Consider the following 21813-nt stretch of genomic DNA (forward strand, 5'->3'; position numbering starts at 1 on the left):
CCCAAGGTGCGCCGCTAGCTACGAAGCTTTTAAGACTATTCGCAAAGAATAGCTTACGAAAACTTCAGTAGCTGACTCAGGTTCAACCATTACCCTTCAACCCGAACAAGCACACACACTAGGTAGGTCAAGCATGAATTTCAAATCATTTGCTCTTAAGACTGCGATCGCTGCCACTGTACTCACAGGCTCCACACTAGCGGTTTCTCCTGCTGAAGCTATCACCTTCGGTAGCAAGCTGAACTTCTATGGCACTGCTGATGTCACGACCAATGTCGGTGAAATTGACTTCTATTTGCAAGATGCAGATGAGAGTCTAGATGGAGCTGGTGGTGAAAACATTGGACAATTCATCGTTAGTGGTCCAAGAAGCAACACGAATGAGTTTAAGTCTCTTGCTAGAGCAGTAGGAACTATCAAAGACATTGAGTCTTTACCAGTTTTCCAAGCTATCAACAATTTCCTGTTTTTCGGTCAAAACAGCCCGTTCAACTTTAACCTCACTGCCTTCACTAAGCTCTCTGATACGACCTACAAATTTGAAGGAGTTTTTGCTGACAATACCCTTGGTTCAGGAGAGTTTACGACTCAGGTGATTGCATCTGGTGTAAACAGCTACTCTGTCACCGTTGTCGCGGGCAATGAAATTCCCACTCCTGCTCTGCTCCCCGGTTTGATCGGCATGGGTGCAGCTGTGCTGCGGAAGCGTAATGCTGAAGAGGATGAGCAGGTAGAAGCAGAAGCATAAATTGATTGGTGATCATATGCTCTGCCTTTAGAGACGGTCCTTTAAACGTTAGTTCCTCTGTGTAGGTAACTAATAACTACTCCATTTGGAACTGTTCTACTAGTCAAGGTTGGTAGGGATAGCTGTTTTGGAAGCCGTTCCGACGCAGCTATTCCTCCCTTTAACTTTTTCTAAGTTTGTATGTTGCAGTCCAGTTTACAGCAGTTTTTTCCCCTACCAATCCTTTAACTTCTATGGCAAGTATCTCTGCCCCCAACTTTGCTCACCCCTACGCTGCCAGAAACCTCTGCCGCATTGTTGGGTTCACCTGTCTGGCTGGTTTTTTGTTTGATTTACTGTTGCTGGCACTGCCACCTAACCTCGGTAGCCTGGAATGGCGGGTTGGGTTTATGCAGCAAATTGGCGATCGCAGCATTATTCTACTTTTTGGCGCAGCCCTCACGATGTTTGGCAGCCTTGATAGTCGCCAATGGCTGAAGCAATTGGCAATGGGCTGTTTAATTATTGGTGTTGTCTTTCACCTTTCCTGCATTTTGCTTTTGCGAGATAGTCTAGTTCTACAACAGCAGGCGATCGCCAACATTTCTACCCAGGCTGCCGAACTGCAAACGCAACTAGAAGCATCTGAAAATGACCCGGCGGCGGCTGAAGTTAGTCCAGAGGAGCGACAGCAAGTTAACCAAATGCTCACAACTCGTGCCGAGACGCTTAGACAAAATGCTAGAACTGGAATTTTGAAAGCTGGACTTTCCACCGTTGGTAACCTGGTTGTGATTGGAATTGGGCTAGTTAGCCTGGGACGCTACGGAATGCGACAGCGTTAATAGCGTTAATTGAGATAAGACGATTTCATGTTAGAAATACCCGCTGCAGGGACGAACGTCTGTTCATCCCTGCAACTAATTTGTTAACCTACAGCTGCGATCGCGTCCGGTCTTCAAGGAAGCAGATCTGCGACTTCTTTGAGGAGTTGCAGATCTTTGCTTTTGGTATTGCATCCTGCCTATGGAGATCCGGAGGATGCGATTGCCGTTCGTCTACTCTAGACTTACTGGAGTAGCGAGCGGACTCACAATGGATGTAATGGTGGAAGCCAGAGGGCTAGAAAAGTGCTTTGGCAAGACAAAAGCTTTACAGGGCATTAATCTCTCGGTGCCTCCTGGGTCAGTGTTGGGGGTGCTAGGGCCAAATGGAGCAGGTAAAACCACAACAATTAATTGCCTGACAACCCTACTCAAGCCTGATAAAGGGTATGCCACGATCGCCGGGTACGATGTTATTAAACAGCCCGCTGCGGTGCGATCGCTAATTGGCGTAACGGGTCAGTTTGCAGCGGTTGATGAAGAATTGACTGCCCGCGAAAATCTAATTCTGTTTGGGCGATTGCTGCGACTCTCTGCCAACACGGCAGCAAAACGGGCAACAGAGCTGCTTCAACAGTTTGAGCTACTAGAGGCAGGCAATCGCCGGGTCAAGGAATTTTCGGGTGGAATGCGTCGTCGCTTGGACTTAGCAGCCAGTATTGTAGCTGAGCCGCTGGTGCTGTTTTTGGATGAACCAACTACGGGGCTTGACCCACGCAGCCGTCGTCAACTCTGGGATATGGTTGTCGCGCTAAAAAAACGCGGTATCACCATTTTTTTAACCACACAATATTTAGAAGAAGCAGACGAGCTTGCCGATCGCATTGTCGTGATCGATCGCGGCACCGTTATTGCAGAAGGCACTTCTGATGATCTAAAAAATCGCGTCGGTGGGACATTCTGCAAACTGGAACTGGCAGACCCCAAGGATGAGCCAAAAGTGAGACGAGCGCTATCTGGGTTAGGGGATATTGCAGGCACCGGAACACTTACTCTGGCTGCACCCGATGGTGTCACAACTTTATCTGAAGTGGTTCGTCGGGTGGATGCTATCGGCATTACCCTGGCTGATATTTCTCTCTGTCGTCCCAGTTTGGATGATGTGTTTTTTGCCCTGACCGGACACACCACAGGAGAAACCATATGACTGCGATCGACTTGCAGGCTAAAGCCAAACAACTGGTGAAGGTTCGGTGTGAAGCCGGAATTAGTAGAGCGATCGCCGATAGTTTCATCATTGGTCAGCGCAACTTAATTCGGCTGAGTCGTCAGCCAGCCGTCATTACTGGTGTGTTAGTGTTTCCTATTGTGTTTCTGACTGCCTTCCTGCTTGCTTTTGAGCGATCAATGTCTGCTCAAAACATTGATTACATCCAATACCTGGTGCCCATTATCACGCTTCAAGCGATGTTTTTTACCGCAATGAATTCTGCTAGCAACCTGGCAGGTGATATTGATACAGGAATGCTGCAACGCTGTCGGGCAATGCCGATCTCACGGGCGGCTGTTCTAGGTGGGCTACTAATTGCCTACTTGGCCAGGGCAATTGTCACGATCGCCATTCTACTTCCCGTTGCTTACCTTTATGGTTTTCGGTTTCAGGCAGGGGTGTTGTCTGCGATCGGATACATTTTACTCACTTTATTCTTTACCACCGTCGCTGTCACTGGCTACTCTCTCCTCGCTTTGGGGCTAAAGAAACCTGATCTGGTGCAATCTCTTGTGATTGTTCCTTATGCTCCTTTTCTATTACTTAGCAGTGGATTTAGCCCTGCCGAAAACTTTCCAAATTGGCTTCAGCCCTTTGTCATAGCTCAACCCGTGAGTCATATTGCAGCGGCTCTCAGGGCACTGGCTAGTGGTGAACCGCTGCTGATTCCGTTGCTGTGGTCAATCGGCTGGTTAATTGTGCTGTTATGTGGGTTCGGGTTCACTGCGATCTGGCTTTACCGGAGGATTTCCTGATGACGCTTCCTTTGAATGCCGCTCAACTGGTTGAAATCCGACAAGAAGGTGAACTCTTTCGCGACCTGCATGACATTGCCATTGTGACTCAGCGCAACCTACTATTAGATCTGAGAAATCCGGCTGTGATCATTGGTTCAACTGGTTTTCCTATTTTCCTGATGCTTATCTTTACAGCCAGTTTTGCAAAGGTTGTGGTGCCAAATGGCTCTTACACAGACTACGGACAGTTTTTGGTACCACTTAGCACAATTCAGGGATTGTTGTTTAGCACGATCAATACAGGAACCGCACTCTACTATGACCTTAGAAGCGGCATGGTATCTCGACTTCGCACCCTGCCCATCGCTCGTTCTGCCGTGTTAGCCGGACGCATTTTAGGTGGGGCCGGACGGCTCCTCGTTCAGGTCACTTTCATCACTTTAGTGGGACATTTAATCGGATTTCGCTTCCAAAATGGATTCATCAACAGTCTGCTCTATCTACTCCTTCCTGTCGTCTTCACCTCTGCTTTTTCCTGGGTGGCAGTCTTTCTAGCCGTAAAAGCCAAATCTGCTGAAACCGTTCAGGCGGCCATGGCTCCCTGGTTGTTGCCACTCACTTTTCTTAGCATTGGCTACGTCCCCAAAGAAGGATTTCCCGAATGGGTTCAGGGGTTTGTGTCCCTCAATCCCGTTTCTGCTGTAGCTCAAGCCATGCGAGGGCTATCATTCGGTGGCCCTTATGTTGAATATGTGATTCAGTCCTTACTGTGGAGTGCAGCGCTGACTGCCGTATTTAGCACTCTGGCGATTCGGGCGTATCAGAAACGTAATTCGTAAGATTGTGTCGCAATAGTTGGGCCTGCTGGGTAATCAATTCCCAGTTTTGAGTGGCGATCGCCTCCTCGGGAAACAACTGCCCCGATAGCCCCACTGCGATCGCCCCTGCATCCAAAAATGACCTGGCATTCTGAATCGTTACGCCGCCCGTTGGAATCAGGGGAATGTCACCCAATGGCCCCTGCAAGCTGCGAATATAGTCAGCTCCTCCTAGGGCCTGCACCGGAAATACTTTCACGCTCGCGGCACCGGCTTGCCAGGCCGTAACAATTTCTGTGGGTGAAAATGCCCCTGGAATAATTGGTACCTGTTGGGCAACTGCCACCTCAATTAGATTCAAATCGACATGCGGGGTAAACAAAAACTCAGCTCCAGCGGCGATCGCATCTTTTAATTGGTCAAGCGTGAGTAAAGTACCTGTACCAATTACACAATCAGGTAACTCATCCCGCAACTGTTGAATCAACTCACCTGCACGATCGCTATTCCAAGTAATTTCAATTAGTTTCATATTTGCAGCGGCGATCGCTCTAGCCATACTAAGTCCCAAACTTAACTGGGGTACACGAATGACGGCGATCGCCCGCTGCTGTTGCACCAAATTCTGCCAAGCGCTCTTAAACATACCTCTAAAAACAAAATTTGTTGGCTAAAGACCAAACCACATTACTGCGTCTACCTTTTAGCCTAGTTGTCACTTCAATAATTGAGACTTTGCTCCGAAATTTAACAAGTGCCACGTCAGCCAGGCGGGAGATGAATCGCAGTCAGCATTTTCATAACCTAGACGGGTATAGACCGAAGTTTAGTTTTAGGAAGAACAACATGGCTTTAGTTAAATTCAAAGAAGCTTATCCAGATTATCGCAATAGCTTTGGCGATAGCGATGCAATTCCATTTGATTCATTCAACGTTTACAGCCAAAACGACGAGCAAATTGGCTCTGTTAAAGACGCTCTAATTGACGAGCAAGAAGGACGCTTTCGTTATTTGATCGTAGACACAGGCTTTTGGGTTTTTGGCAAAAAGGTCCTACTGCCCATCGGCATGGCTCGTTTTGACTATGACGCACGTCGCATCTATGTAGATGGACTGACCAAAGAGCAAGTAGAACATCTACCCGCATTTACCGACGACCTCAAAGTCGATCAGGATTACGAAGAGAGCGTGAGAAGTGGATATCGTCCCCTTGCTGCTCAACCCAGTACGCTACCTGGTACTCAATCCGTTGACGCAAGCACACAGCCACTCACAGGTACTTCTGCGATAGGTGCTTCTGCGGTCGATAGCACTTACGATCGCGATGCATACAGCTACGATCGCGACCACGCTCTGTACAACCGCAACGAAATTGAAGATCAGCCACTACGCCTTTATGAGGAGCGTTTAGTCGCTAACAAGAGCCGTGTCAAAACAGGCGAAGTAGCGATTGGCAAGCACGTCGAAACTCAGACTGCACGAGTATCAGTGCCCGTTGAGAAAGAGCGAGTAATCATTGAGCGTACTACTCCTACCGATGCGCGTGCAGCAGTAGTAGGCACCCACGACTTCCAAGATGGAGAAGTGGCACGGATGGAAGTTTACGAAGAAACCCCCGATATCCGTAAAGAAGCCGTAGTTCGGGAAGAAGTCCAGATCCGCAAAGAGGTCGACCATGAAACCGTCGAAGCTCAAGAAGAAATTCGTCGTGAAGAACTGGATATCGACACCCAAGGACGACCCATCGTTGAGCGCTCTGACCGCCCCGGACGCTCGGTATAACCGACTCCCCTAGTCAATCGTGTCTCCAGGTTTTGCTTGGAGACACTTCTAGCGGAACTCTACCTTCCAACAAGATAAGATCCAGAATTTCTAACCTGGCATCTTAGGGTGGAGTCTCAAGTGAAGAAAACCCTGAGTGGTGTAGGTTAGTCCTGCACCACTTGAACTCATTTTTGGTCAAGCGAACCTATTTGGCTGTAAGGCTGACGAATATAGAACGGAGAATAGCATGGCTCTTTATAAAATCGAAGATTTTCATCCCAACTATCGAAACGAGTTGTTTGGTGGCGAAGACATCAAAGGTCTCAATATCTACACCGAACAAGATGAAAAAGTAGGAACGGTTAGCACTGCTCTGGTAGACGATGACGGGCGATTTCGCTATCTAGTGATGGATACAGGCTTCTGGATCTTTGGCAAAAAGGTGCTGTTGCCAGTTGGGCGGTTTCGTAGCGATCCGCGATCGCAGCGCATCTATCTGAAGGGGCTCTCTCGCCAGCAAGCAGAGCAGCTGCCTGAATATGATGAACACATGACTGTCGATTATGACTATGAAGAGCGGGTGAGAGGCGTTTACCGGACCGCTCCATTAGAGAATGGGGTTCCGCTAGAGAGAATGCCAACGGAAACTCGGACGGCTGCGGTTTCTGCTCCCCAACCAAGTGAGCGCGTCAGAAACAATATTCCTCCTGCCCAGCCGGTAGTCAACCCGCCTGTGAGCAACACAACTACCTCAACTCCAGGGTTTGATCGGTTGGATAGGGATGCGGATCGCGATCGCACTCCTTATAATCGCAATACATACCGCTATGAGCAGGAACCCTCTCTGTACTCTATGAACGAGCAAGATCATCAAACCTTCAGGCTCTATGAAGAGCAACTAGTTGCGAACAAAGACCGCCGTAAAGTTGGTGAGGTAAGTGTTGGTAAGCGCATCGAGACTGAGACTACTCAAGTTGCTGTCCCCGTGCAGCAGGAACGCGTTGTAATTCAACATAACCCTACTGCAAACCGGGGTGTAGCCGTCACTCCAGGTGCTACCGACTTTCAGTCGGGTGAGGTGATGCGGGTAGACCTCTACGAGGAAACCGTTGACATTACCAAGCAGCCCGTGGTGCGCGACGAAGTGGTGATTCGGAAGGAAGTCCGGCAGGACACGGTGACCACCGAAGAAACGCTGCGCCGTGAGGAGCTAGACATCAACACAGCCGGTCGTCCATTGATTGATGAACGTCCGCTTCTTTAGCCCCTCAAGACAACATTACGTCTGTACCAATCTCCTTTACTCCCCTCCCGGTTGAAGATTAGGTACTAAAACAGGAATGCACCCCCGCGTCGCGGGGGTGCATTCCTGTTTTAGTGGGAAAGAAGTATATGCGTGGCACTACAAGCTTTGTCACTTTTGGGAAAGAAATTTCCCTCGTTCCTCTTGTTCGAGAGTAATGGAAGAGAGATAACAAGGGGCGATCGCGCTATACGCTAAGCGTTGTATCTGCCTGGTTTAGCCCTACTGCACCGGAGTAAACCAATCCCCTTTGCATGTCGAGCGTGAGAATTGTCCCGTCTCGAATTACCTCAGTTGCATTTTTAACACCCACAATCACCGGCACCCCCAGGCGCAAACCGATCACGGCGGCGTGGCTGGTGAGGCTGTCGTCTTCAGTCACAATCCCCGAAGCTTTGCGAATTGCCTCTACAAAATCAGCACTGGTACCAGAGGCAACCAGAATCTCTCCAGGGTTAAAATTACCGATTTCCTTACTGCTGTGAGCAACTCTGGCACGTCCACTGATTGAACCTTGTCCAATGCCAATTCCCCGACCTAACACGGCAGTGACCACTTCAACTTTGATCAGATCCGTTGAACCTGCCACGCCTTGAAGTGTGCCCGCAGTCATCACCACCAAATCGCCCTCTGAGAGTAGTTGCTTTTCTTGAGCCACGTTCAGCGCTGCCTGAAAGGTTTGCCCGGTAGAGGGTAGATCCAACACAAGCAAAGGTTTTACTCCCCAAACAAGCTGAAGTTGGCGAGCTACATCCACATGGGGAGTAATGGCCAGAATGGGAGTGTGGGGCCGAAACTTAGATACATTTCGAGCCGTTGCCCCAGTTTTAGTCAGCGTCATGATGGCAGCAGATTTAAGCTGCTCAGCAATGCGTCCCACCGCTTGGCTGATCGCATTGGGAATCGATCGCCCCGGTGCGCTTTCTGCATTCCTGTTCAGGGGTTGGTCTTGCTCAATGCGAGTGGCGATGCGAGCCATCGTTTCTACTGCCTGAATCGGATATTTGCCGACCGCTGTCTCGTTAGAAAGCATGACCGCATCGGTTCCGTCCAAAATGGCATTTGCCACATCTGAAATTTCTGCCCTTGTCGGGCGAGGGCTTTGAACCATGCTGTCCAGCATTTGAGTGGCCGTAATCACCGGAATACCCAAACGGTTAGCGGTGGCAATCAGCCGCTTTTGCAACAGCGGAACTTCTTCGGCAGGCAGTTCTACCCCCAGATCGCCTCTGGCAACCATCACTCCATCGCAGATCGACAACACAGCTTCCATTTGCTCGATCGCCTCGTGTTTTTCGATTTTGGCGATTACAGGAACGTTTTTGCCTGCGCTAGAGATTAATTCTTTGATTTCTAGAATGTCTTGAGGATTGCGGACAAAGCTCAGTGCGACCCAGTCCACGCCCTGGTCTAGCCCAAACGTCAGGTCAGTTCTATCCTTGTCGGTAAGTGCCTTGATCGAAAGGTAAACCCCTGGGAAATTTACGCCTTTGTTGTTGGACAGCACTCCACCCACAACCACACGGCAGTGAAGTTCTTTGTTTGTCTTGTCTACCTTGTTTACAATCATCTCGACGCGACCATCATCCAGCAAAATCGTTGCGCCTTCTGGAACTTCGTCTGCCAAGGGTTTGTAGGTTACAGAGCTAATTTCCTGGCTTCCAGGCAAAAGCCGACTGGTAAGAATAAATGGGTCGCCCTTCTGTAAGGTAATGGAACCATTCTCAAACTTGCCCAGACGAATTTTGGGACCCTGTAAATCTTGCAGAATCCCAACGGGTTGGTTAAGCTCAAACGAAATTTGACGAATCAGGCGAATGCTTCGCTGGTGGTCTTCATGAGTGCCGTGAGAGAAATTGAGTCGTAGTGTGGTTGCCCCAGCTTCAATCAGGTCGCGCAAAACTTCTGGACTGCTAGTGGCTGGCCCGATAGTAGCTACTATTTTGGTTCGACGGATAGAGTGTTGCAGTTGCATAGAGTTGCCAGAAGTAAGTAGAAATTCTAGAGGCAGAATTGCCAGGTTTCACGGGTTTGGTCTGGAGCGACGATTGCTTGGTAGAGGCTAGCTCGTCTCTGAAGGAAAGACATTCAGGATGGAGAGGCAGGGTGGAGAGGCAAGAGGGATAGTATCATGTTTGGCGATCGCCTTCAGCATGAAATTCCCCACCCTCAGACTGAGAATGGGGAGGTAGATGCCAATTTTTGGCAAGTTATCTAGCGAAAACTGTCAGGGTTGAGCTGTGGACTAGATTGAGCAGGGGTGCCGCCTTGTAGTCTGGTTCCGGTGCCGCCATCAGCCTGGTCGAGGAAGGGGCGCAGGTTGATGCTGTCAGTGCTTGAGTTGCTGCGTCTCGAACCCGGTAAGTCAATATCCAGCGCCTCTCCGATGCGGTTGAGGATGCCATCATCACCGCCAGTGAAAGTTGTAACGGAGTCGGTTTGCTGACCTCTATCTGCAACTGCCAGGTTTTCAAAGACACGATTACGCGTTACCAATGGATCTTGTCCAGGAGGCACGGTCAATACAATTCGGCAAGATGCATCTTGCTGAGTAGTGACGCAAATGGTGTTGTAGCCGTTTTCTACGCCTGTCTGCATTTCTAGCAAGCCGTCAGGACGGTAGGACTCTAGGCGACGGCTAATCTCACTGCAACGTCGTTCTTCCGTCCAACCGCCACCTAGCTCAGTTGGAGTAGCCCAGGCATAGGCTTGCCCAGGTTGGCTTTGGGGATAGTACATCACAGTATATTGTCCGTTGATGGACTGGCAGGCAAAGCGGGTGCTGCTGGTGATGTCCGGTTGGGGAGTGGTTTGGGCGATCGCCCCTCCTGCTAGCCCCATTGCCAGTCCTACAGACAGGCTGATTCCTCGTCGTAATCGTGTCGTAAGTGTTTGACGTGACTCAAACAGGGATAATGGCATATTATGAAGTCCTTTTAGGTTCATGAACGCTATTTTCTTAAACTCGTTTTTGGGCAAATTTTGGGGCAAAAGTTAGGCAAACTGGAGCGGGGAGAGGAAGCGAATCCCAGAATTGGTTTCCACTCAGTCTAGCTAGTTGGTTTGGTTAAGTGGCGCGATCCAGAAAGCTAGCACAATCTTCTCCATCTTCTGAGGACGAGGACAGTCTCAGCAAAGTGCCTCAGATCTACAATTTTTCGCTTTTACTTAGGCCTGTGCAGAAGCGCTAAATCGCAGCTTGATAAAACAGAGCTGTTTCTAGGTGCCGCTTTTGAGCAATCTGTCTTAAGAGTATCTTTAGCATCTATTAGGTGCAGTTATGGGAAGACCCCAAAAATCTCGTAAAGTTTTATGACGAAAGGTCTGTGTCTCTTGTTACACTATTTTGTGGAGAAGGAAATGGCGGAAACGTCAATATTCCGTTAACCCCTGCCGATTTGGGAACGCGCAGTTTGGGTTTCTTCCAATGAAAAGACAACGTGATTGACTATCTCTTGGGCTGGCTTGGAATCAAGTCAGCTTTTTTGTAGAGGCTAGGGGCCAGTACCGAACCCCGAACCTCGAACCTCCCACCTATAGTTCCTTAGTTCCTTCCGGAACCTTAGCCCCTAGCCCCTCTTCTAAAGCTGAGGCAAAATTTGCGGCAGCAGATGCCCAGGAACTTTAGAGAGGGCCAGGTTTTGTCCTTGAATGCCAAATTGATTGTAGAAGGCGCGGATGGTTTGCAGGAGACAACTCAAGGCAGTTTGGCTGAATTCGGGTTTTTGCTGCCAGCCCTGTAGCGCTTGTAGATGGTGATGTAGTGAAGCTTCCAGATGATTTGACCGGGCTGGAGCCTCAGCTGAAACGTGGGGATCGCTGGCGATTTGATAGTGGGCTAAGCCCAGGTTGTTGTGAGTGGCGTTGAGGTCAAAGTTGAGCGGGATGGGCTGAGAAGATTTAGCCAGTTTTTCGGCAGCGATAAGAGTTGCTTTGTAAGCAGCGATCGCCTGCTCTAGATAGTCCAAGCGGGCTTCAGCGTCATCTTTCACATGGTTTGCCATGTGCCAGTAGGCTGTGCCGAGATTGTTTTGAGTCGCGGCAAAAGCGGCTGGGGCGACTTCCAGGGTTCGATATTTCAATGCCATGCGATAGGCTCCTAGAGCTAGCCCCAGCCAGTCTTTCGGCTGTTCTTGCTGAGCCAGATTCCAGTAGGCGGTGCCGAGGTTGTTTTGGATCATCGCGTAGTTGAGCGGCTCTTGCTTGGGATTGTAGTAGCGCAGAGCCTCTGAATAGGCAGCGATCGCCTGCTTCAAATTCACCTTGGGCTGTTGGTGTTGCGCCAGGTTCCAGTAGGTGGTGCCCAAATTGTTTTGCGTCGAGGCATAGCGCAGTGGCTCTACATCTGCTTTGCGATAGCGCAATGCCTGCTGGTATGCCTGAACCGATCGCTGAAGATTCTCGGCAGGTTCCTGATACCGCGCCAGATCAGCGTAGGCCGCTCCCAGATTGTTTTGAATCATTGGGAAAGTTTGAGGCTGAGCCTGGGGATCAACCTTCGTCAGGGCAAGCTGATAGGCTTGAATGCCCTGCTGCAAGTAAGGTAATGCTTGATCGGGGGAAAGGGGCGATCGCGACAGCATCCAGTAGAGGTTGCCCAGGTCGTTCAGGATGTCTGCCCACTGGTTGGAAGCTTCGTCGAGGCAGAGCAAAACCTGCTCATACGCCTGGATCGCGATCATCAGGTTTTGGGGAGAAGCGTCACCCTGCTCGATGCGATCGCGATAGAGGTTGCCCAGCGTTCGATAGGCATTTGCCAACACTGCTGGAGGAGCCTGTTGCTGATGCAGCAATTCAATCTGCTGCAACAAAGGCAATGGCTGCACCGCTTCACTTGCTCCTGGGGGCACTTGAATGCGGGCTTGAGATTCGGCTAATTTACCCTGCTTGGGGGTCGAAGTCGTCACAACTGGCTGCTGGCTCGGTTTGCTTCCCGTCTGAACTTGGGGTGGTCTAGCCTGAGCAGGTTGATCCACCGCAGCATCAGATTTTACTGGTTGACGCGGCGCAGGGGTAGCAGCAGGAGGTTGAGTTTTGGCAGCAGGTGGCTGGGCTGGAGGGGCGACGCGGGGTTGAACAGTCGGCGCAGTCTGAGCGGGACGCGCACTAGGGGGCGCACCTGGAGATTGATTTCTACCTGTTGGAGCGGCAGGTGAGGTGACAGGTAGATGTGGAGCTGTTCCGGTGCCGTTTGAGTTTGCAGGGCGATCACCAGGGTCAGGTTGAGGTGCTTTTGCCCGAGAAACTGGGGGTGCGGCTGTGTTAGCCTGGTCTAGTTTTGCCAGATCCCGATCCAGTGCATCCCAAAGCGATTCTGATTCAGTTGCTTGAGACTGCGGCAAGCCATTAGTTTTGGCGATTGCCGGAACAGTTTTTTGAGGTGCTGCTTGAGTCGCTTGAGCCGCAGTTGCAGCGATCGCCTCTTGAGGACGCGTCCGAGGTTGAGGAATAGATGCGGCAGGCAGCGGAGTGGGATCGCCAACAAATTCAAACACTCCCGTGCGACAGCGCCAAAACTCTGGGGCTGACTGCGGCATAGAGCGAAACCAGGGACGCGGCATCCACAGTAGCAAACTCGACTCCAGCACAGGTAAACTGCGCTCAATGCCCTGAAGATGCGTCAAAAAGAGACGCTGCACCGCAGCCGACTGGCGAGTCAGGTGTTCGATCCCCACAAACTGAAAGGCTGGCATTGGGGCGCGGCGGTTGCCCGTTTTGGGTGGCGGTGACTGAGACAGCCATTGAGCCACCTGCACAATTGGGTTAGGATCGCTCAAGCTTAAGTCCAGCGTGACTAGGCGAGGATAGCGCTGTCCGCCTGTTTCTGCAGCCCGATTGAGTGCCGTTGGAGAAGGATTTGCCAGTTCTGCCAAAAGCTGTGCCGCGAGGCGATCGCGCAAAGTCAGGTCATCACAGACTGCAATAAAAATCTGACGACGCAGATTCAAACTCAAAGCCAGTTTCAGGCATTGATAGGTCTGCTGGTTTAAGCCTAAAATTTTGCGAAAGGGGATGTCTGTCACGAGAAGATGCCGCAGGTCGAGAATGGGTTTGATAACCAGATTTGCTAACCAGATCTGAAGCCAGAAGTTTGGAAATCAGATGAGGTTTCAGTCAGTTTTGAATACTACGTAATGAAACCTATTTTCGTAGAACGCTATGGATGTGCCGTTTCTACAACAGTTTCTTCAGAAATGTGACTGAACTAGCTGGCTTCCGGCTAACTTGATAAAGGAGTTGGGGCAGTTAACAGATTAAGCCGTTATAAACCTCTTCAAGCCGATTGCCTTCAGGTCAGGACAAGAGTGCTGTATCTGAGGTAAGTCAGTTTTACGCCATTTCGCTTCCCCTTCCTGAAACTGAAATAGCCCTATCAAACGCTGCACAGGGATTTTTATCAAAATCAAAAAACCAGGCTTTTCCACAAGGGCAGCCTGGTTAATGATGTCAAATTCAGATGTGTGCCACCTTCAGAAGGCACTCAACGCCTGGTTTGCTATCGATTTTGTAAAAGACTTTTACGATACAGAAACCGCTATAAAGAGGAGTCCGCCGATCAGTGCGATCGCCGCAACGCTCAAAATAATATAATTCCGCTGTTGTCCCTGGGTTGGTGGCTCAGCTTGGTAAATTTTGGGTTCAACCGCAAAATTATTCAGGCGACCGCCTTCTTCGGTGGTATAGGGCATGAAAGAACCTCTCGTTACAAATTTCACCAATTGTAACAAATAATTGCGGGATCACTCTCACCTAACTGTTTACTTTTCTTAATAATTTTCTCTTTCCAAAAATTGAAGTGGCGCAGGCATTGCCTGCGCCACTCAAATCCGTTGTTCTTTTAGAACTAGAAGCTTCTATGAGAAATCAAAAAAGCTTGAGAGTCCCCCGCAACGCCGTCTTACCTCAGTTTTTGACCTGGAATAATCCAGGTGGGAAGCACGGCCTCAGTTTTAAGTTTCCGGGTACAAGCCCGGTATACTGCCACTGAAACATCTAGTTTCCCTTGTAAACAAGGCATAGATCATAAAACATTATTGGCAGTCACCAACGCCGCAGCAGAACTATGCCTATTTTAACGATCTTTGTGGGGGCTATTGCAAGGGTGGTGAACCGTAAATGAATAAATCTTGACTTAAGCCATATTTCTCACGTAGCAATCGGTCTACCCAAGGGCTGAAAAGCTTTACAGCAGAGGTTTCGCTTGTAGATGCGTAGCTAGATCCAGTTGAGCTAACCGCTGATAAGCCTGGTCAATCGCGCGTTTGCCCCGAAGAAATCCAGTGTTGGCACCCGGACAGATATAGCTCAACGTTTCTGGCGTAAACCGATCCATGATTCGCTGAATACTCTGAATTTGTCTCGGCCAGTGAAAGGTCTTTGCAATTCTCAGAGGTACAGGTTCGCCCTGCTGATTGGGCAGCAAATGTCGTCCGGTAAAGAGAATCCCACCGTGGCGATCGCAATACAAGCAAGCGGAGCCAGGGGAATGACCCGATGTCCAAATCGTGTGGCACTGCGGATTGATTTGAAACTCTTGCTGAAACTGAGTTAGCTCGATTCCCGGTAATAAGTAAGCTTCTTGCTCTTGAATCAACACCTCACAGCCAAATTTCTGCTGAATCTCACGGACTCTACCCTTACCGCCCCGGTGTGTCAGAAACAGCCAACGAACGCCGCCCTGCTCCTGCAAAAAGTCCTGGTTTGTCTGATCCCAAGCAGGACAGTCAACCAGAATGTTTTCGTTTCCTTCCGTGGCTTGTATTAAATAAGCAGTTCCCCCCATCGTGTCGCGGTTAGGGGGAAAGGCAAAAATATCCTCAAAGACTTTACGGGGTTGCTTAGAGTTCGGCTGAGAATTGCTCAAAGTTCGGTTGGCTTGGGATGAGTCAGGGCTAAAGGCAGGATCTAACACAACTATTCAGTATTCAGTCTCTCTAAGCAGATCGTACTAAGCGGATTTCACGCTAATGCAATCCTTATTCTACTGACGTTTTGGCATGAAGCTGGTGAACGAGCTTAACTCTCGTGAGTAGACTTAACTCCAGAGACAAATTTCTGAGCGAATTTCAGTAATCTGCTAGCTGATCGATTGTAGAATGATCACTTTAACGGGGTTCATCTGAAAAAGTCTTGCTTGAATCCCGCAGCAAAAGCTTCTTGGCGAGTTTTGGGATGTTGATGACGCAGGTGTTTGTTCTGTGCGGGTTTGAATTAAAGCTTTAGATTCATTCGCCTTGAGGATTGGTTGAAAGCGGTATGCTGGAGATCTACCAGTGATCAATCAGTGATCGATTGAATTGACGAAATTGAGACCCGCAGCATGATTTTCTGGTTGCTCCTCTTGGGAATATTTACGTACTTCATCGTCCAACGGACGGTGGCGAGCATTACCCGAACTCCGATCTGGGTACTGTGGCTAGTGATGATGACTCCTGCTTTTGTCTGGACAGGCTGGATTTTGGTTTATGGAGAAAATGAACCAATGCCAGCCATCCTGTTGTTGGGGCCCTTCATCCTTTGTCCATTGCTGTACTGGTTTTTGATTCAGTGGGGACGTTCGTCCAAATCTGGCGCTGCGGTTGAGGCACAGGCACAAGGTCTACAACAGGGACCGCAGGCGATCGCCGAACCTACTGCTGAAAAGCGCCCTACCCTCCGACCCATCGATAAAGAAGAAGAAGCGGCTTTGCAAAACTGCTTTCCCTGGTCAGTCTATTACTTGCAAAACGTTGAATACCGTCCCCAGGCTTTAATTTGCCGGGGACAACTGCGAACCTCACCCGAAGTAGCCTACAAAACGATTCGGGAGAATGTGGAAAGGCAGTTTGGCGATCGCTTTCTGATTGTGTTTCAGGAGGGAATGAACGGTAAACCTTTCTTTGCTCTGGTGCCTAACCCTCAAGCCCAAGCAGCCGCAAAATCAGCCAGTGAGTCCCTAAACCGCCCCGGTCTAGCCCTAACTCTGCTGCTAGCAACTATCTTCACTACAACGCTGGCAGGCGTTGCAATCTCTGGCACGATCACTGAAGATACAGAAATCACAGCTGCTTTGCTGCTGAATGGACTGCCTTATGCACTGGCGCTAATGGCTATCTTGGGAGTTCATGAGTTGGCGCACTATTTGGCGGCTAGGTTTTACAAAATTCGGGCAACACTTCCTTACTTTATTCCGGTTCCACCAGCCAGTTTCTTTCCCTTTGGGACTTTTGGTGCATTTATTCAGATGCGTTCTCCTGTACCTAATAGAAAGGCGCTATTTGATGTAGGGATTGCTGGACCAATGGCAGGCTTTGTGGTTACGATACCGCTGCTGCTTTGGGGGTTAGCACACTCTACTCCTGTCAGCCTCACAGAAGAATCTGGTATTCTAAACGTCACTTCCTTTCAACCTAGCTTGCTGTTGCTGGCTTTGTTGAGTAAGCTAGCTTTGGGTGGTGGGTTGACTGCGACCACTGCTCTAAAGCTGCACCCAGTAGCGGTGGCAGGCTGTTTGGGTTTGCTGGTGACAGCGCTGAACCTGGTGCCTGTGGGTCAGCTTGATGGGGGGCATATCGTTCATGCGATGTTTGGGCAGCGAGTGGGTGCAGTGATCGGTCAGGTTGCACGATTGTTGGTTCTGGCTCTGTCGTTTGTTCAGCAAGAATTTTTTCTCTGGGCAATTTTGCTGTTTTTCATTCCCGTGGTAGACGAACCTGCCCTGAATGATGTCAGTGAATTGGATAACCAGCGTGATTGGTGGGGGTTAGTTGCATTAGGGTTACTGGTCAGTATTATTTTGCCAGTTCCCCAATCTGTAACTCAAATTTTGTTTTAGACTCTCTAGCATGGGCTGCATGAGGAGTTGGTGGGATGTCTCAGGATGTTAGGCAGTGGTTGTTAGAGATTAAGGCACTTCAACAGAAACTGGCTGAGGTCAATCAAGAACGGGATCAGGCTTACACCAGTGCTGCAAATTGGCGCAGGTTTTATGAAACAGAGGCACAGCAGCGGCGTACTGAAGCACGTTTAGCACAACAGCAAATTGAAATGCTGAAAGCTGAACTGCAACGGTTACAGCAGTCGCCTCAGCCTATTGTGAGTGATGGGATAACTGAGTCTGCGATTCAAGAGCAGCTAGAGCAGTTACAAAACCCATCAGAGGTTAAAGAGACTTTGGTTAGAGCGCTGATGGAGTGCGATCGCCTATCTCAATCGCTCAAAGCAGAGCAGGCAGACCATGCTCAGACGCGGCGCAGCTTAACAACGGCTCTCGGAGACACGGTGAACCTGTTAGCTAAAGAACGAGCGACTCGCGATCAAACAAAATCTGGTACGCCGATTACTAATGGCTCAGCGGTGTGAGGTTTACAGCCGTAGTCTTGAAGGTGCAGACAAGGGGCTTAAGCCCCTTGTTCATAATATTTGCGGAATGGCTTCAAGCGAGTGACTTCAAGTGAGTAAGTTTAGCTTGAAGTATCAGAGCTTAGGAAAATCGTACCGCAGCCGATCCGACCTCCGGCATTGCCGGTGGGTTGCCCGAAGTCGTCTTCGTTTTCGTGCACAATAATTGCTCGTCCGGCGATCGCATACTTTCCGTCATTCAGCGTTAAGCCAGGAAGCGTTTCGCTAAACGCGGTGACTTCACCCCCTGCAACTGAAATGTTGCCCAGATCGCCTGCGTGAGCATTGGCAAATCCATCTGTGGCAAGTTTGCCATGCTTTACTCCATCTGGGTTGAAGTGCCCTCCTGCTGCATTGCCACCCTCAGCGCAACTGCCAAACTCGTGGATATGAAACCCGTGATTTCCAGAGGGAGCAGTATCCAGAGTTGCGTTAATTTGCAGCCCCGCATCTGTTTCGACAAAACGGGCTTCTCCTGTCACAGAAGCAGATTCTGAGGTGCCTTCAATGATGGCTTTGCCGATTTCAGCGGCAGTAGCGGCAGGGACAGAATAAATTACAGCCAAAAGACTCAGACAGAGGGCTAGCCCCAATGTTTTGATGATTTTGCCAATGCTAGTCATGGTTCACTTTTTGGATAACAAGCTTGATTAAAGCAGCGATCGCTGATTATTTGAGCGATCGCTCATAGATTGAATCTTCTACGTAAATTTCTCGTCTGTGAATCCCCTATAGGGTTTAAGCAGGGTCAGCACAACTCACTAGTTCTGCCGAAACCTATATGTAGAAACACATAGCCAACCTTAAAGAGTGAATGAAGATCAAGCTAGATCGCTAGTCCTGATATCCTCGCATTCGCTACTATCTGACTTATGAAAACTGGTCAAGGAACTCTGACTTAGTCTCTGCAAATAGGCTGAAAATTTTGCAGCTCTTAACTGAATTAACGTAACCGCTAATATTCATTATCTGCTTAAAATTATGGTTGATTTCACGGTAGCGATTCCTACGTACAATGGCGAAGAGCGTTTGCCAGACGTGCTAGACCGATTGCGATCGCAGATTGACCTGGACAATCTCTCCTGGGAAGTCATCGTTGTAGACAACAACAGCAAAGACAATACTGCCAAAGTCGTTCAGGACTATCAGGCGGAATGGCCCGCTCACTGCCCGCTAAGGTACTGTCTAGAACCTCGTCAAGGGGCCTCTTTTGCCCGGCAACGAGCCGTTACGGAAGCAAAAGGAACCTACATCGGTTTTTTGGATGACGACAACGTGCCTGCTCCCAATTGGGTTGCAGCAGCTTACGCCTTTGGCGAAACCCATCCCGAAGCAGGAGCCTTTGGCAGTCGCATTCAAGGAGACTACGAAGTCGCGCCTCCTGAAGAATTTAAGAGAATTGCCTGCTACCTGGCCATTATCGAGCGAGGTTCTAAACCCCGACTGTACCAACCTAAGAAGCGTATGTTTCCACCTGGGGCTGGGTTGGTTGTGCTGCGGCAAGCCTGGTTGGAAGCCGTTCCCAAGCGCCTATTCTTGAACAATACGGGCAAAGAAGCCGGGCTTGCCAGTGAAGATTTAGAAGTCGTGCTGCACATTCAGAAGGCAGGCTGGGAACTGTGGTACAACCCTGAAATGCAGGTTCAACACAAAATCCCCCACTGGCGGCTAGAGAGAGACTATCTGGTTTCAGTGTTTCGCTGCATCGGGTTGAGCAGCCATCACATTCGGATGCTGAGTTTTGCCGCTTGGCAAAGACCTTTTGCCTTCTTGATGTATCTAGCAAGTGATCTACGAAAACTAGTTTTGCATTTCCTTAAGTACCGAAAGGTGATTAAGAATGACCTGATTGCTGCCTGTGAAATGGAGCTTCTGGTCAACAACATCATTAGCCCATTCTTTCTATGGAGAAAGCGGCTTTTGCGGATCTAGCGAATCTAACTGATCCATTTCAGGAATTCGAGCTTTCTACTTAGAAGTAATTTTGGCTAGCAAGATAAACCGACTTCAACAATCACTGCTTTGAGGACTTTCAGGGAAAGATATGACTTCTGAAAATAGTAAGCCGGAAGGCGCAGGGATTGGCTTTACCGTTGCAATTCCAACTTATAATGGCAGCGATCGCTTGTCTAATGTATTGGAAAGGTTGCGATCACAGATCAACACTGATTTTTCCTGGGAAATCCTAGTTGTCGATAATAACAGCAGCGACAATACCAAAGAAGTGGTTCAGTCCTATCAGGCTGATTGGCAAGGTCCCACTCTCAAGTACTGCTTCGAAGCAAAACAAGGGCTGGCATTTGCCCGTCAGTGTGCCGTAGAAAATGCTCAAGGTGAGTTTGTTGGTTTCCTGGATGATGACACGTTACCAACTCAAGACTGGGTTGCTGCTGCTTATGAATTTGGTCAAACCTATCCCACAGCAGGTGCTTTTGGTGGGCAAATTCACGGCGACTTTGAAGTAGAACCGCCCGAAAACTTTGAGCGGATTCAATCATTTCTAGCAATTAAAAAACGCGGTTCAAAACCTCATCGGTATGAGCCGGAAAAACTGAGTCTGCCCCCCGGTGCGGGGCTAGTTGTACGCAGACAAGCTTGGTTGGACAGCGTGCCCAAACAGTTAGTTCGCACCGGTAGAGGCGGCAATGACTTCGAAATTTCCTTACACTTGCATCGGGCAAATTGGGAAATTTGGTACAACCCCCTGATGAATATCTATCACCAAATTCCAAAACAGCGTTTGGAGAAAGAAAATCTGCTTAAGCTGATTCGTACCGCTGGACTATGTGTTTGTCAGCTTCGTTTGGTGGGAGCAAAAAGCTGGCAAAAACCCGTGATTGTGAGCAAGATTCTCTTAGGTAATTCTCGTAGAGTGATTCTTCACCTGTTGAAGTATCGATGGAAAGTAAGAACTGATTTGATTGCTGCTTGCGAAATGACATTTTTCTTAAGCTGTTTAGCCAGTCCCTTTTACTGCTTCATGTCTAGCTCAAAGAAGACTCAAAAGGCATGATTCTAAATTAACGTCTTGCTGGCTAAAACAAGTCAAACAATTCTAACGAATTTGAGGCGATCGCCCCAACTATTTTCATCCCTTACTTAAAGGAAAGGTTACGTGCTTAACACTCTGATCAAAAAGGTTCCACAAGCTCTATCTGAACTGACTTACAAATCAGATTTAGCCAAATATGTAGATAGGCTTCCAGCAATCTTACCTGGCGATCGCCAAATTGTTGAAGGTCTTCAGCAAGAAGGAACTGTAATTACTTCATTAACTGATTTAGACATTCCGTCAACATCCACTTTATTGGATGCGGCAGGTCACATCGCGCCTGAATTGCTAAAGATTCCTCCTAAGAAAAACAGAGCTTACTCGCGCGCAGATTCAACCCTGCTGATGCAGTATCCTGGACTGTTTTTGTGGGGTTTAGAAGAGCGGTTGCTCAGCATCATCGAAAATTATTTAGGGCTACCCGTTGCCTATCATGGAGTCTCTTTCCGTCGAGATGTAGCGGATGGTTCGCAAGCAGGTACCCGCCAATGGCACATCGATATTGAAGATCGGCGAATGGCAAAAATTATCGTCTACTTCAACCAGGTAGGTGAGAACAATGGCCCGTATGAATATATTCCCAAGTCGCTAACACCGCCTCCTAATGTGTTTAAGCGAAACTATGGTTTTGTCCCAGATGATGTTGTAGAAAAAGCGGTGCCATCGTCTAATTGGAGAAGCTGCACAGGTGGCGCTGGAACGGTTGTCTTTACCGACACTTGCGGTGTATTTCACCGAGGCAGAATGCCTACCGAATCCGAACGGCTTGCCATGTTCTTTACCTACACCTCCCGCAAGCCTAAAAATCCAGAAACCTGCAAGTCGATCCTGAGTCAGGATGAGTTACTGACTATCTCAAAATCTCTGTCCGATCGCCAAAAGCAGTGCATTTTTTGGAAAGAATTCAGCAATTTGTAAAAGAGATTTCTGTAGGGGGA

The 21813-nt window shown here is 49.1% G+C and carries 19 protein-coding genes and 1 other RNA gene; 12 read left to right on the forward strand and 8 right to left on the reverse strand.

The genetic code is table 11. The annotated features are described in order from the left end of the window. Window positions 1-133: 133 nt before the first annotated feature. The 5 genes from H6F88_RS18945 to H6F88_RS18965 all read left to right on the forward strand — a co-directional run bounded on the left by H6F88_RS18945 (window position 134) and on the right by H6F88_RS18965 (window position 4397). On the forward strand, window positions 134-748 hold the full coding sequence (locus H6F88_RS18945; RefSeq protein WP_190644299.1) for a PTPA-CTERM sorting domain-containing protein: 615 nt from the start codon (window positions 134-136) through the stop codon (window positions 746-748). Between the two features lie 233 nt (window positions 749-981). Continuing rightward, complete coding sequence (locus H6F88_RS18950) at window positions 982-1572, forward strand: HpsJ family protein (RefSeq protein ID WP_190644300.1); 591 nt, start codon at window positions 982-984, stop codon at window positions 1570-1572. A gap of 250 nt (window positions 1573-1822) precedes the next feature. Continuing rightward, a complete protein-coding gene (locus H6F88_RS18955) occupies window positions 1823-2758 on the forward strand; it encodes an ATP-binding cassette domain-containing protein (RefSeq protein ID WP_190644364.1) in 936 nt (311 codons plus the stop codon). Continuing rightward, on the forward strand, window positions 2755-3576 hold the full coding sequence (locus tag H6F88_RS18960; protein WP_190644301.1) for an ABC transporter permease: 822 nt from the start codon (window positions 2755-2757) through the stop codon (window positions 3574-3576). Before H6F88_RS18955 ends, H6F88_RS18960 begins: the two co-directional genes overlap by 4 nt. Continuing rightward, a complete protein-coding gene (locus tag H6F88_RS18965; protein WP_190644302.1) occupies window positions 3576-4397 on the forward strand; it encodes an ABC transporter permease in 822 nt (273 codons plus the stop codon). The genes H6F88_RS18960 and H6F88_RS18965 overlap by 1 nt, the downstream gene beginning before the upstream one ends. Here H6F88_RS18965 and H6F88_RS18970 read toward each other — a convergent pair. Next, a complete protein-coding gene (locus tag H6F88_RS18970; protein ID WP_190644303.1) occupies window positions 4354-5022 on the reverse strand; it encodes a bifunctional 4-hydroxy-2-oxoglutarate aldolase/2-dehydro-3-deoxy-phosphogluconate aldolase in 669 nt (222 codons plus the stop codon). The two genes, H6F88_RS18965 and H6F88_RS18970, sit on opposite strands and share 44 nt — an antisense overlap. Window positions 5023-5222: 200 nt before the next feature. On the opposite strand from H6F88_RS18970, the gene H6F88_RS18975 reads away from it, so the two are divergent. Next, window positions 5223-6158 (forward strand): DUF2382 domain-containing protein, encoded by a 936-nt coding sequence (locus H6F88_RS18975; protein WP_190644304.1) that lies wholly within the window; start codon window positions 5223-5225, stop codon window positions 6156-6158. A 229-nt stretch (window positions 6159-6387) separates the two neighbouring features. Beyond that, the gene (locus H6F88_RS18980; protein ID WP_190644305.1) at window positions 6388-7404 is read left to right on the forward strand and encodes a DUF2382 domain-containing protein; all 1017 of its coding nucleotides are present in this window, start codon (window positions 6388-6390) and stop codon (window positions 7402-7404) included. 226 nt (window positions 7405-7630) lie between these two features. Here the strand turns inward: H6F88_RS18980 and pyk are convergent, their stop codons facing one another. The 6 genes from pyk to H6F88_RS19010 form a co-directional block, all read right to left on the reverse strand. After that, window positions 7631-9418: a pyruvate kinase gene (gene pyk / locus H6F88_RS18985; protein ID WP_190644306.1), complete on the reverse strand. Its 1788-nt coding sequence runs from the start codon at window positions 9416-9418 to the stop codon at window positions 7631-7633. 239 nt (window positions 9419-9657) lie between these two features. Next, window positions 9658-10365, reverse strand: coding sequence for a COP23 domain-containing protein (locus tag H6F88_RS18990; protein ID WP_190644307.1), 708 nt, complete (start codon window positions 10363-10365; stop codon window positions 9658-9660). A 659-nt stretch (window positions 10366-11024) separates the two neighbouring features. Further along, window positions 11025-13466, reverse strand: a complete 2442-nt coding sequence (locus tag H6F88_RS34545; RefSeq protein WP_190644308.1) for a tetratricopeptide repeat protein — start codon at window positions 13464-13466, stop codon at window positions 11025-11027. 495 nt (window positions 13467-13961) lie between these two features. Next, entirely contained in the window at window positions 13962-14132 is a 171-nt protein-coding gene (locus H6F88_RS19000; RefSeq protein ID WP_190644309.1) for a ssl1498 family light-harvesting-like protein, read from the reverse strand. Between the two features lie 189 nt (window positions 14133-14321). Next, a non-coding RNA gene (gene ssrS, locus H6F88_RS19005) (6S RNA) lies at window positions 14322-14505 on the reverse strand. 121 nt (window positions 14506-14626) lie between these two features. Then, on the reverse strand, window positions 14627-15307 hold the full coding sequence (locus H6F88_RS19010; RefSeq protein ID WP_190644365.1) for an MBL fold metallo-hydrolase: 681 nt from the start codon (window positions 15305-15307) through the stop codon (window positions 14627-14629). Window positions 15308-15763: 456 nt separating this feature from the next. Here H6F88_RS19010 and H6F88_RS19015 point away from each other — a divergent pair, with 456 nt between their 5' ends. Both H6F88_RS19015 and H6F88_RS19020 read left to right on the forward strand, forming a co-directional pair. After that, window positions 15764-17257 carry a site-2 protease family protein gene (locus H6F88_RS19015; RefSeq protein ID WP_190644310.1) on the forward strand — a complete coding sequence of 498 codons (1494 nt, stop codon included), beginning with the start codon at window positions 15764-15766 and terminating at the stop codon, window positions 17255-17257. A 35-nt stretch (window positions 17258-17292) separates the two neighbouring features. Then, window positions 17293-17784 carry a hypothetical protein gene (locus H6F88_RS19020; protein WP_190644311.1) on the forward strand — a complete coding sequence of 164 codons (492 nt, stop codon included), beginning with the start codon at window positions 17293-17295 and terminating at the stop codon, window positions 17782-17784. Between the two features lie 101 nt (window positions 17785-17885). On the opposite strand, the gene H6F88_RS19025 is transcribed toward H6F88_RS19020, so the two are convergent. After that, window positions 17886-18446, reverse strand: a complete 561-nt coding sequence (locus H6F88_RS19025; RefSeq protein WP_190644312.1) for a superoxide dismutase family protein — start codon at window positions 18444-18446, stop codon at window positions 17886-17888. A gap of 358 nt (window positions 18447-18804) precedes the next feature. Between H6F88_RS19025 and hpsE (H6F88_RS19030) the strand changes: the two genes are divergently transcribed. The 3 genes from hpsE (H6F88_RS19030) (at window position 18805) to H6F88_RS19040 (ending at window position 21793) form a co-directional block, all read left to right on the forward strand. Next, window positions 18805-19755, forward strand: coding sequence for a hormogonium polysaccharide biosynthesis glycosyltransferase HpsE (hpsE, locus tag H6F88_RS19030; protein WP_190644313.1), 951 nt, complete (start codon window positions 18805-18807; stop codon window positions 19753-19755). Window positions 19756-19867: 112 nt separating this feature from the next. Next, on the forward strand, window positions 19868-20836 hold the full coding sequence (gene hpsE, locus H6F88_RS19035; protein WP_190644314.1) for a hormogonium polysaccharide biosynthesis glycosyltransferase HpsE: 969 nt from the start codon (window positions 19868-19870) through the stop codon (window positions 20834-20836). Between the two features lie 102 nt (window positions 20837-20938). Further along, a complete protein-coding gene (locus H6F88_RS19040; RefSeq protein ID WP_190644315.1) occupies window positions 20939-21793 on the forward strand; it encodes a 2OG-Fe(II) oxygenase in 855 nt (284 codons plus the stop codon). Window positions 21794-21813 lie beyond the last annotated feature (20 nt).

The sequence above is a fragment of the Oculatella sp. FACHB-28 genome, from assembly GCF_014696015.1.
GTDB lineage: Bacteria > Cyanobacteriota > Cyanobacteriia > Elainellales > Elainellaceae > JAAUTN01.